This is a genomic window from Arcobacter sp. F155 (genome assembly GCF_004116455.1).
Taxonomy (GTDB): Bacteria; Campylobacterota; Campylobacteria; order Campylobacterales; family Arcobacteraceae; genus Halarcobacter.
Genome location: NZ_PDJU01000009.1, coordinates 95,930 through 108,695, shown reverse-complemented (window position 1 = coordinate 108,695; position 12,766 = coordinate 95,930). Strand labels below are relative to the sequence as shown.

The following is a 12,766-nucleotide window of genomic DNA, read 5'->3' as shown; positions in this document are numbered from 1 at the left end:
GGAGTAAAAGATGAGTACTTTAGTAGATATTTTTATTCCTGATTTAGGAGCGGACAAAGACGTTGATTTAATTGAAATCATGGTTGAAGTTGGTGAAACTGTAGAAGTTGAAGATGGTCTTATTACTTTAGAGACTGAAAAAGCTTCTATGGATGTTCCTACAACTCATGCAGGCGTTATTAAAGAAATTCTTGTAAAAGTTGGAGATAAAGTAAACTCTGGTGATTTAATCGCTAGAGTTGAAGTTGAAGAAGAGGGTACAGCTGAAGAGAAAGTTGAAGAAGCTCCAGCCGCTCCTGTGCAAGAACAAAAAACAGAAGAAGTTGCAGCAGCTCCTGCAGCTGATTCATCTGAACCAATGGGATTAGAAGCAGCAGAAGCTGAATTAAAAGCTATTTCAGCAGCTGGTGCAGAAATCTCTTGTCAATTTGTAAATGAGCAAACTATTTGTTCTGTAGTTGAAGAAGTTCATGTACCAGATTTAGGTGCGGATAAAGATGTTGATTTAATTGATGTAATGGTTTCAGTTGGTGATACAGTAGAGTTTGAAGACGGTCTTATTACTTTAGAGACTGAAAAAGCTTCTATGGATGTACCAGCTCCATTTGCAGGTGAGATTATTGAATTAGCAGTTGAAGCTGGAATGAAAGTAAATTCTGGTGATTTAATTGCAAAAATGGTTAAAACTGTAGTTATGGAATCAAAAGTTCCAACTCCAGCTAAAAAAGAAGAACCAGTTAAAAAAGAAGAGCCAAAGAAAACTACAACTGTTCAAGAAGTTGCAGCAGTAAGTGCACCTGAAGCTACATCTGTATTAACTGAAAAAGCTAAGAAAATCTATGCTTCTCCTTCAGTTAGAAAAGTTGCAAGAGAGTTTGGTGTTGACTTAGGTTTTGTAAAAGGAACTGGTAGAAAAGGAAGAATCCTTAAAGACGATATTAAAGCTTATGTAAAAGAGCAATTATCTAAACCAGCAGTAGCAGCTGCAGGAACTGGAACAGGTCTTGGATTTAACTTCCCTGAGCTTAAAGAGATTGATTTCTCACAATTTGGTGAGATTGAAACTGTTGAGCTTAGTAGAATTCAAAAGATTTCTGGACCATCATTACATAGAAACTGGGTTTCAATGCCTCACGTTACTCAATTTGATGAATCAGATATTACTGAGATGGAAAGCTTTAGAAAAGCACAAAATGCAATTGCAGATGGATTTAAATTATCTCCATTAGTATTTGTAGTTAAAGCAGTAGCTAAAGCACTTGAAATTCATCCAAAATTCAATGCTTCATTAAGTGCAGATGGACAAAGTCTGATTATGAAGAAATACTTCAATATTGCAATTGCAGTTGATACTCCAAATGGTCTTGTAGTTCCTGTAATCAAAGATGTTGATAAAAAAGGTTTCAAAGAGATTGCTCTTGAAATGGCAGATATCTCAAGCAGAGCTAGAGAAGGTAAACTTAAATCAGCTGATATGCAAGGTGCATCATTTACAATTTCTTCTTTAGGTGGAATTGGAGGAACTAAATTTACTCCAATCATTAATGCTCCTGAAGTTGCAATTTTAGGATTATCTAAATCTGAAATGAAACCAGTATGGGATGGAGAAAACTTTGTACCAAGATTAATGTTACCATTATCATTATCTTATGACCACAAAGTAATTGATGGAGCTGATGGTGCTAGATTTACTACTACATTATCTAAGCTTTTAAGTGACATCAGACTATTAAGTCTATAAGGAGTACAGATGGGTAAAATTGTTGATATTCTTATTCCTGATTTAGGTGCAGATAAAGATGTAGATTTAATTGAAGTTATGGTTGAAGTTGGTGATGAAGTTGAAGTAGAAGATGGACTTATCACTTTAGAGACTGAAAAAGCTTCTATGGACGTTCCAACAACAGAAGCAGGAATTATCAAAGAGATTCTTGTGAAAGTTGGAGATAAAGTAAACTCTGGTGATTTAATTGCTAGAGTTGAAGTTCAAGATGAAGCAGCAGCTGAGCCAGTTAAAGAAGAAGCAAAAGCAGCTCCTACAGCTGCACCTGCTGCTTCTAAACCAGCACCTTCAAATGTTGAAGTAAGTGCTAATGCAAAAGAAGTAAAAGGTCAAGTTCTTGTAATTGGAGCAGGTCCTGGTGGATATTCTGCTGCATTTAGATGTGCTGACTTAGGTTTAGATACTGTTTTAGTAGAAAGACACCCAACTTTAGGTGGAGTTTGTTTAAATGTTGGTTGTATTCCTTCAAAAGCATTACTTCATGTTGCTAAAGTTATTGATGAAGCTGCACATATTGAGCATGCTGGTATCAAGTTCCCTAAACCAGAAATTGATTTACCAGGTGTAGCAGCATATAAATCAGGAGTTGTTAAAAAACTTACTGATGGTCTGTCTGCTATGGCTAAAATGAGAAAAGTAACTGTTGTTCAAGGTGTTGCTAAATTTGTAGATGAGCATACTGTTATTGTAAATCATACAGATAAAGAGGGTGAACAAACTAAAGTTTCATTTGATAATTGTATTATTGCAGCTGGTTCTCAGTCTTCTAAAATGGGATTCATTCCTCATGAAGATCCAAGAATTTGGGATTCTACAAATGCACTTGAAGTAAAAGAAGTTCCAAAAAGACTACTTGTAATGGGTGGTGGAATTATTGGTCTTGAAATGGCTACTGTATATCAAAGATTAGGGTCTGAGATTGATGTAGTTGTTAGAGGTCCTCAAGTTATGACAGGAACTGATAAAGATATCGTTAAGGTATATACAAAAGCAAATGAGAAGAAGTTTAACTTTATGTTTAAAACTCAAACTCAAGCTATCATTCCTAAGCAAGAGGGTATTTATGTAGAGTTTAAAGGTGATAATGCACCTGCTGAACCTCAAACTTATGACGCAGTATTAGTTGCTATGGGTAGAACTCCAAATGGATTAAACATAGGATTAGAAAATACTGGTGTTGAAGTTGATGATAAAGGATTTATCTCTGTAGATAATCAAATGAGAACAAAAGTTCCTCATATCTTTGCTATTGGTGATATTATTGGTCAACCAATGCTTGCTCATAAAGCAGTACATGAAGGTCATGTTGCAGCAGAAGTTATCGCAGGTCACAAAGTATTCTTTGAACCTAAACAAATTCCTGGTATTGCATATACATTCCCAGAAATTGCAACTGCTGGTATGAGTGAAATTGAAGCAAAAGAGGCTGGAATCAACTATGAGGTTGCATCATTCCCTTGGTCTGCTTCTGGTAGAGCATTAGCTTCAGATGTATCTGAAACAGGTATGACAAAACTAATCTTTGATAAAGATACTCACCAATTAATCGGTGGTTCTTTAGTTGGTGAAAATGCAGGTGAATTACTTGGTGAAATTTCATTAGCTCTTGAAATGGATTGTGATGCTGAAGATATTGGATTAACAATTCATGCTCACCCAACTTTACACGAATCAGTTGGTATGTGTGCAGAAATCTTCCATGGAAGTATTACTGACTTACCAAATAAAAAAGCTGTAAAGAAAAAATAGTTTAAACTGTTTAAACAATTTGAAATAAGCCTATCTTCTTTTGAAGATGGGCTTATTTATTTGCTATTTCTTAACTTATATGTAACACTTTTATCTTTTATTGTTATCATTTTTTTCTGTTCTAAAAGGTTTATTAAATCATTTATTTTTTCTTGACATAAAGTTCTTCCAGATATAGACATAATAGTATTTGCTAGAGTATTTACCTTTCTAGGTTTTGCATTTCCTCTTCTTACTAAGTAATCAGCTATTTCAGTGATTTGTGCATTTGCTGAGAGTGTTTCAAAAGTAGACTTCTTTACAAGTGGGATTTCATTGAAATTTGTATATCTGTAGACAGATATCTTTTTTTCTTTTAGATGTGAAATCAATACATCATATCCAGTGTCCTTTGATATTATATGAAAAAAAGCAGTAGGTTCAGTTACACTTAGTTTTCCTATATAAAAAGCAATATGAAAATCTAATGCATTTTTACCAACTCCATTTATAATTATGTATTCAGCTTTGTTTCCTAGATTTTGTATAGATGTTGCAAGTTCTACAGGTATTTTCTTTTGGTTTGCTCCAACAAAAATGAAAACTTTGTAGTTGTTGTTTTCTGGAATGTTTAGTGATGAAGGTTGCACATTTTCAAAATCAATAAAGATATAGTTTTTCTTACTAGGTTTATTTGCACTCATAAATATCCTTTAATATTATATCTTATAAGAATATTTCTTAAAGGAGAGAAAAATTATTATTATTTATAAAAGAAGCTTTTTTATTGTGTAGTTTAGGTTATTTTATTTAAATTTCTTTAAAACCCATAGCTTTTTGTAATGATTATAAAACATTATATTAATAAGTGCACCAATACAAGCTAAAAGTGTATCTTTATGTGCATCCCAAATATCTCCTTGTGTTCCTAAGAAAGCCATTCCTAATTCAGGGTAGAAAGTAACTGCTGCAAACCATTCTACTAATTCATAAATTGTAGCAATACAAACCACTAAAGTAAAAGTAAAAAATAGGGCACTTTTTAAACTATTTGAATAAACAACAACTATCTCAAATAAACTTCTAAAAACAAGTAGTCCAAAAAGAAAATGTACTACTCTATCAAAATGATTTCTTTCAAAGCCAAAGAGTTGTGTTATAAAATCAAAGTACTCCATTTGGGCATATGTAAAGTGAGCACCAAGTGAGTGTAAACTTGCAAATATTAAAAGGAAAAAGATACTTAAAAGAGTGTATTTGTATTTTATATCAGACCAAAGTACAAATGGAAAAAGTAGAAATACTAATATATTTTCCAAAAACCAGTCTTCTGGATATTTAGGGTTTATTGCTAAAATAATCCAAATCAATATATAAATACTATAGATGATTTTATGAGACTTTTCCATTATATCTCCTCTTTTTAAAGTATACTCTTTTCTAGGTAACTTTATAATATATTTCAATAAAAAGAAAATTATGATAAAGTTTATTATGAAACATATTTTAATATTACTACTACTTACAAACTTTTTATTCTCTTATGATAAAAACTTTTCATATAGAAAATATATCCATGTAAAGAAGTTTTATTCCTCTTTAGTAAAAGAAACAGTAGATATATCTTTGAAACACAATATGCCACCAGCAGCTATCTTAGCAATAGCAAGTGTAGAGTCTGGATATGGAAGAGGTTATGTAGCTTCTATTTCTGGAAATATCTTAAGCCTTGGTGCAAATAAAAATGATAAGGCTCTACCTTCTTTGTATTTACCAAATACAAAAGAGCCATATAAAGTAATATACAATAAAAAAGAGATAGCAACTTTTTTAAAAGATGAATTAGTATGGAAACAAAGACCAAAGAGTCTTAAAAAAGATTATAGACCAAAAGGTATAGCTGGAACTACTACAAATCTTGATTACTTTGATTATAATAAAGAAGCAAAGAAAAAAGCAAATCTTAAAAATATAGAAGAGTTTTGTACCCTTTGGATAAGTTATGAAAATCGTTTTAAAGCTTTTAATGGTGCAAGAGCCTTTTTAGATGAGCAGATTAAAAAGCATGGAAAAGAGATACTTTTTACAAAAGAACTTAATGAAGAGTTTATAAATCATATTGGTGGAAAGAAAAACTCTTTTAACTACAGAAAAACTTGGCCAATAAAAGTAATCAAAGTCTTAGAAAAAACAGGATTAACTAAACTTACAAAAGATATTTACGAGAACAAAAGCTTTGATGAAGTTTGGTAAAACTTTCTTTGAGTGATGTATAATTGAGTTTACTGTACAATCACTTTTTAAAACAAAATATATAAAGAGCATCATGATACAACTAAAAAATCTTTCAAAACATTTTGGTGAAAAGACACTATTTACAGATTTAAATTTAATATTAGGACAAGGTCAAAGAGTTGGTCTTGTAGGAAGAAACGGTACAGGTAAATCTACACTTTTTAAACTTATTTTAGGTGAAGAGCAAGCTGATGATGGGGAAATTCTAATTCCTAAGAACTATAAGATTGGGGCTTTAAAACAACACTTGGTTTTTACAGAAAAAACTTTAGTGGATGAAACAGCTTTAGCTTTAGCCGAAGATGACAAGTACTCTATTTATAAAGTAGAAAAGATACTTTTTGGTCTAGGATTTTCTCATGAAGATTTACAAAAAGATCCTTTATCTTTTTCTGGTGGTTATCAAATTAGGATAAACCTAGCAAAACTTTTAATTACAGAACCAAATTTATTACTTCTAGATGAGCCTACAAACTACTTAGATATCCTTTCTTTAAGATGGTTAAAAAACTTTTTAAAAAGCTTTGATGGTGAAGTGATACTTATTACTCACGATAGAGACTTTATGGATACTGTTTGTACACATACAATGGGTATTGTAAGACAATCCTTATTTATGCTTGAAGGAAGTACTCATAAGTTTTATGCTCAACTTGAAGCAAATGATGAACACTATGAAAAACAAAAAGAAGCACAAGATAAGAAAAGAAAAGAGTTAGAAGAGTTTATTGCTAAAAATAAAGCAAGAGCTTCAACAGCTGCTCAAGCTCAATCAAAAGTTAAACTTTTAGAAAAAATGGATGAGATGGATTCAATTGTAGATGAAGCAACTTTAGAGTTTGACTTTAACTATAAAGATACTCCTGCTAAGGTTTTACTTGATGTAAAAGATTTAAGCTTTGGATATAAAGAGAATGAAATACTTTTTAAAGATATCTCTTTTACTCTAAAAAAAGGTGAGACTTTAGGAATCATTGGTAAAAATGGTAAGGGTAAATCTACACTTCTAAATAATATTGCAAAAGAGCTAAAACCACTTAGTGGAACTATTGATTATCATGGAACTACTACTTTTGGTCACTTTGGACAAACAAATATTTCTCATCTTAATCCAAACAATACAATTATGGATGAAATCTATGTTTCAAATGCAAAACTTCCTGAAGCTACAGTAAGGGGTATTTGTGGTTCCATGATGTTTAGTGGAGATGATGTTAAAAAGAAAATTTCACTTTTATCAGGGGGAGAAAAAAGTAGGGTAATGCTAGGACAAATCTTAGCAAAAGATGTAAACTTACTGTTTCTTGATGAGCCTACAAACCACCTTGATATGCAATCAATTGATTCCCTTACAAAAGCTATTAAAAACTTTGAAGGTTCTTGTATCATTGTAACTCACTCAGAAGAGTTATTAAGACAAGTATGTGATAGACTTATTGTTTTCGCAAAAGATGGAGCTGATTATTTTGATGGAACTTATGATGAGTTCTTAGAGAAAATTGGTTGGGAAGAGGAAGAAGGTGAAGAACAAAAAGAGAAACCAAAACAACCTAAAGTAAATAAAAAAGAGAACAAAAAGTTAAGAGCTTCAATTATTCAAGAAAGAAGTAAAGAAACAAATCCTTTAAAAAAGAAGATTGAGAAACTTGAAAACTCTATTATGGAAATAGAAGACCACATTGAAAAACAACAAGCAGAACTAATCCAAGCTTCAAATCAAGGTGATAATAGCAAGATTATAGAGCTATCTCAAGTTATCAAAAAACAAGAAGATGAAGTAGAGCAGATGTTTGAATCTTTAGAAGAGAATCAACTTAAATTAGACGAGTTGATGGTTTTATATGATAAGAAGCTAGAAGAGATTTAGAGAGTGGAACTTTTTCATTGTTGGCAATATTGTTTGAGGACATACTAGATTAATTTTAAATTTATGACTTAAAAAGTAATATTTGTTGTTCAAAAAGTCCTAAGAGTTTGAGATAATCTCTAAACTCTATTTCTTGAATACTTTTGGGAACAAATTATATCTCTAAATAAAGGTTATAAAGCCAGTAAGTAAGATTTTATAATTTTGTTCCAAAAACTAGATGATAAGGAGAAGACTATATAGAGTTTAGTATCCTGTTTTCTATTGACAGATCAATATGATAGAAAGCTGCTTTTTCTTGCCATACACTTATCCTTTGTTTGTAATAATTGTATGTGAAGATGAATTACTATTGATTTCCATTTTATATCCTTAAGAAAAATATCATACTAGTATAATATTAATTAGTACCTTAATATATTGACAAATATTATATTAATATATATAATATAATTATTTTTAAAGGGGGATTATGAAAAAAAATCTTAGAACTAGGTAATAGTAAATTAGAAAAGGATAAGCAATGCAAGTACAATCAACACAAGCTGTAACACTAGAATATACAACTTCAAAAACTCAGAAAAGTAATAGTGCAGATATAAAATTTGATATGAGTAAACCATTTGATATTAATACTTTTAGTTTTGAGGATTATAAAAATATTGATGCAAAAGATTTATATGAATGGACGAAAGAGGATAAATCTTTGCAGAGTAGTGCAGGTTATTTAAAGAAAATGAGTCAACTAACAGAAGATGATGTTTTTAATGAAATCATGTTTAGCAAGGCTCAAGAATCATATTTAAAACATAGTAACCCTGCGACAGAACTTCAGAATGTCTTTTTCCCATTAGCATTGATGGATTTTGAAATGCCCACAGAAATGCCTAATCGAATGAAGCCAAATTATGAATCTAAAGCAGATTTTTCAGGAGGTGGTACACCCTTTCCGAATATTGAATATTACGTAGAATCAAAAGAGTTTATAAATGAAATAAAATCTTTTCCAGAATATTATAAAAATAGTTTAACTTACACAGATTGGGAAATGGATCCATTTCATGCAATGAACTATATGAATGATATTCTAAATAAATATGAAAAACGTACCAATGAAAATAATGCTACTTTAGATAGTTTGACTAAAAATAATCGACCTAATGCACTCTATGTATAAATAATAAGGTATCATAATAAAAACTAAAGAAGCATTTTTGTTAATAGAATTAATTATATCAATAGTTTTAATTAGTCTAATGTTGGTATATACGTTTTTTATAATAAAAAAGACTTAAACATTAATACAAAAGTAATAAATCTAAAAAGTTTAAAAAATGATTTGATTGAAAAATATACATTCAATAATTCATTAAAAGCTGTATGTATTGAAAGAAATTTAGAATGTTATGTATTAATTGATTGACTGGTTAATAAAAAAATACCTATAGAAAATCTTTTTAATGAAAAACTGATCTGGTTACAGCTTATAAAACACAAGAATATAAGTTATAAAAACAAATTCAACAACCTGTTATATTTGGCAATCTTTAGCTTTAGGATAGAAATACGCAGCACCACCATAGGTGACTACAAATACTATAAGACTTATTATAGAGTTACTAGTAAATAATTGTGTAATAGTTACTGCAACTACAGCTAATGAAAATATGATAACTAACTTGATTATAAACCCATAGGGTGTACATTGTCCTAGCATTTGAACCTCACATATATTTTTAAGAAGTATATCAGAATAGTCTTCAGATTTAATTCTCTTCTATTTACTCTCTTTAATACTAGATATTAAGCTTGAAAGAGTACTTATTAAACTAGTATGCTCAACAGGTTTTTGAAGTATATGTGTTACACCTATTTCATTTAGTTGAGCTATCTTTTCTTTTTCAGTGTGTGCAGAAATCACTAATACTTTCTGTTCTTTATTTATTTTAAATATCTCTTTGCAAAGCTCTATTCCATCAAGTTTGGGCATACTTATATCTGTAATTACTAAGTCATAAAAGTTATCATTGTCTGTTTTATGTTTTTTATACTCTTCTAGTGCTTCAAAGCCATTAAAACATACATCAATATTGGAAAAAAAGTTTTCAAATAGTTTGTTTAACTGTTCTCTTACATCAAGATTATCTTCAATAAAAAGTATCTTTAACCCTTTACTAAACTCTACTAATTCTTTTAAACTTTGCATTTTTTTCCTTTATTTTTAGATAGGTAAATCAATTAAAAATGTTGCACCATTATTTTCATTGATAACTTTTAGATTACCTTTACAGTGGTCATTTATTATGATTCTACTCATATATAAACCTAATCCTGTACCATCTTTATCACTTTTTGTTGAGAAGTATGGGTCAAAGATTTTTTCAATAAGAGACTCTTCTATTCCACCACCATTATCTTGAATTTTGATAATAATACTATGGTCATTTCTTTTGTATGTAGTAATACAGATTTTTTTATTTGGAATATCTTTTTCTGTTAGGATATCTTCTGCATTTTTTATGATATTTAAAATAACTTGTTGTATCTCTGTTGCATAAGAGAACAGTATTAAGTTCTTTTCTAAGTCTATTTCTAGTTTAATATTTTTTGATTCAATTGAAGTTTTTGTAATACTTATTGATTTTTTGATTACCTCTTCTAAGTCAAACTCTTCTTTCTCTTTATCTGTTTTGAAAAAGTTTCTAAAGTCATCAATAGTAGACGAAAGATGTTTTGAATACTCTGTTATTAAAATTAGCTCTTCTTCAAAGGACTTTTTATTTACTTTATCTTCAATCATAAGCTTTACAAGTAGGTTATTTGTAGTAGCTGAGATTGCTGCAAGAGGTTGTCTCCATTGATGAGCAATCATAGAAATCATCTCTCCCATTTGAGCTAGTCTACTTTGTTGGATTAGTTGTTTTGTACTATTTTCATTTTTTCTAATCTCTTTTTTGATTCTCTCTTCTAGGTTTGCATTTAACTCTTCAAGTCTTTGTTCTAATATTTTTCTATTTGAAATATCTCTAATAACTGTATGAATTACTCTTCTATTTTCAATCTCAATTGAAGTTAAAACTATCTCTACCCATACTTTTTTCATTTGATAGTTATAAAGTACTGCTTCAAAACTACTAACACCAAAGATTAAAACCTTTTCTAGTTTGTTATCAAATAGTCTTTCAGAAGAAGTGTTATCTGGTTGATACTCTGGAGCGATATCATGTAAGGGTTTATTTACTATCTCTTTTTTAGTAAAACCTAAAACATTTCTTGTTGATTCATTACAGTCAGTTATGATTTTGTCTTTTATAATTAAAACACTATCTGATGATTTGTTATATAAAGTCTCAAAAAGAAGTTTTTGTTTTGCTAACTCTATTGTTTTTTCTTCAATTTGATTATTTGCTTCTTGAAGTTTTCTATTGTGTTTATTTAAAATAGTTTGTCTATAAATAAACACTGCAAAAACAATGATTGTTATGATGATTATTTGCCAGATTAGTTTATAATCAAAACCTTCTGTAATAGATACTGCTGTCCATTTATTAAAAATTTCTCTGTGTTTATCTTCACTTACTTTATCAAGGGCTTTATTTAAAATACTTAATAAAATATCATTGTTTTCATGTACTGCCATATTTACAGAGTAAGTCATATTTGTATATCTTGAAATATATAAATCTTTTAAAGCGTATTTTGACATATAGTATGAAGCAATAGGTAAAGGCTGAATAGCAAAGTAAGCATCACCTTTACTAACTTTTTCTAAAGCTTCTCTATGGGTTTTAGTAATAAGAATATTTAAACTTGGATTAGCACTTTTTAATTTACTGATTAAAAACGAGTCATATTTTACAGCCATTGTCTTATCAAGGATTTCTTGTAATCCAGAAACAACAGATTCATCTTTTTGAGTAATAATCGCAAGTTTATAGTTTAAATAAGGTGTTGTAATACTAGTAAAATCTTTTATATCTTCATCATTTGTAACAGTTGGGATAATATCACATTGTTTGATTTTAAGAAACTCTTTTGTCTGCTCCCAAGAAACTGTTGGAATAGGAATAAACTTGATATTTATCAGCTCTTCTAGTTTTTCAAGAACATCAATAGAAATACCTTTTACTCTTCCACCTTCTTCAAAAGAGACAGGTTTTAAATCAGAGATATTACACATCCTAATAACTTTTCTATTTTTTAGGTATTCAAGCTCTTCTTTATTTAAAAAAGAGGCTTTCTTTCTTTTTACTTGTTTATTTGTACCAAACCATTTTCTTTTTAGTTCTAGTATCTCTTCATCACTAACACTCTTTTGTGCTTTTTTTAATATATCTCTTAATATTGTTTTTTCTTTTGATGTTCCAATTGAGATTAAACTAACCATTCTATTATCATCAACAAAACTTGTAGGTGTAACTCCTGAGATATTGTTTGTAGTAATTACATAATCAAGTACATTTTTCTTTCCTACTGTTGCATCTGCTTTTCCTAAAGAAAGAAGTTTAAGTGCTTCAAGGGAGTCTTTTACTAACATTTGGTTTATGTCAGGATAGTACTTTTCAATAGCTTTTTGAGCAAAAAAGCCTTTTGGCATGATTATTGTTTTACCCTTTAGTTTTTCTAAGCTATCTATATACTCATTGCCATCTTTTACATAAATGGCATTTGCAGCAGTATGAAAAACAGAAGTGAAGGCAATATATTGAGAACGTTTTTTATTTTTTGAGATATTTATAATTGCATCTATCTCATCTTTTTTAAGCATTTGTAAGAACTCATCCCATGAAGGACCAGTTATATATTTAACTTCAGTATCAAGTTTTTTAGCCAAAAGATTCATATAATCAATAGAAAAACCTTTTGGTTCTCCATTTTCAAAGAAGTTAAAAGGTGGCCAATTTAATTCATTGTGTAATCTTAAAGGAGAATTGTTTTTTAAAAACTCTTTTTCTTTTGTTGTTAAATCTATTTCACTATCTGAATATAGAAAGTTAAGAAATAATAGAAAAGTTATAAGATATTTACTTATTTTAATCATGTTGGTTTAATTATATATTATTTTAGATTAATTCCTATTATAATCAAGATAA

Annotated in this window: 9 protein-coding genes; 5 read left to right on the top strand and 4 right to left on the bottom strand. The window is 29.6% G+C overall.

The window, feature by feature from the left end; translation table 11 throughout:
• Positions 1-10 precede the first annotated feature (10 nt).
• Together aceF and lpdA are read left to right on the top strand one after the other, a co-directional pair.
• On the top strand, positions 11-1,741 hold the full coding sequence (aceF, locus tag CRV03_RS10535; protein ID WP_129085100.1) for a dihydrolipoyllysine-residue acetyltransferase: 1,731 nt from the start codon (positions 11-13) through the stop codon (positions 1,739-1,741).
• A gap of 9 nt (positions 1,742-1,750) precedes the next feature.
• Positions 1,751-3,532, top strand: a complete 1,782-nt coding sequence (lpdA, locus tag CRV03_RS10530) for a dihydrolipoyl dehydrogenase (RefSeq protein WP_129085099.1) — start codon at positions 1,751-1,753, stop codon at positions 3,530-3,532.
• A gap of 56 nt (positions 3,533-3,588) precedes the next feature.
• Here lpdA and CRV03_RS10525 read toward each other — a convergent pair whose 3' ends face one another.
• Positions 3,589-4,215, bottom strand: coding sequence for a PIN domain-containing protein (locus CRV03_RS10525; RefSeq protein ID WP_129085098.1), 627 nt, complete (start codon positions 4,213-4,215; stop codon positions 3,589-3,591).
• Between the two features lie 102 nt (positions 4,216-4,317).
• Entirely contained in the window at positions 4,318-4,920 is a 603-nt protein-coding gene (locus tag CRV03_RS10520) for a DUF2238 domain-containing protein (RefSeq protein ID WP_129085097.1), read from the bottom strand.
• Positions 4,921-4,990: 70 nt separating this feature from the next.
• On the opposite strand from CRV03_RS10520, the gene CRV03_RS10515 reads away from it, so the two are divergent.
• From CRV03_RS10515 to CRV03_RS10505, 3 genes are all read left to right on the top strand, one after another.
• Positions 4,991-5,764, top strand: coding sequence for a hypothetical protein (locus CRV03_RS10515; RefSeq protein WP_164968652.1), 774 nt, complete (start codon positions 4,991-4,993; stop codon positions 5,762-5,764).
• A gap of 73 nt (positions 5,765-5,837) precedes the next feature.
• Positions 5,838-7,673 carry an ABC-F family ATP-binding cassette domain-containing protein gene (locus CRV03_RS10510; protein ID WP_129085095.1) on the top strand — a complete coding sequence of 612 codons (1,836 nt, stop codon included), beginning with the start codon at positions 5,838-5,840 and terminating at the stop codon, positions 7,671-7,673.
• A 523-nt stretch (positions 7,674-8,196) separates the two neighbouring features.
• Positions 8,197-8,850 (top strand): hypothetical protein, encoded by a 654-nt coding sequence (locus tag CRV03_RS10505; RefSeq protein ID WP_129085094.1) that lies wholly within the window; start codon positions 8,197-8,199, stop codon positions 8,848-8,850.
• A 600-nt stretch (positions 8,851-9,450) separates the two neighbouring features.
• Here the strand turns inward: CRV03_RS10505 and CRV03_RS10495 are convergent.
• Positions 9,451-9,879 (bottom strand): response regulator transcription factor, encoded by a 429-nt coding sequence (locus CRV03_RS10495; protein ID WP_129085092.1) that lies wholly within the window; start codon positions 9,877-9,879, stop codon positions 9,451-9,453.
• 15 nt (positions 9,880-9,894) lie between these two features.
• Positions 9,895-12,714: a transporter substrate-binding domain-containing protein gene (locus CRV03_RS10490; protein WP_129085091.1), complete on the bottom strand. Its 2,820-nt coding sequence runs from the start codon at positions 12,712-12,714 to the stop codon at positions 9,895-9,897.
• Positions 12,715-12,766: the final 52 nt, after the last annotated feature.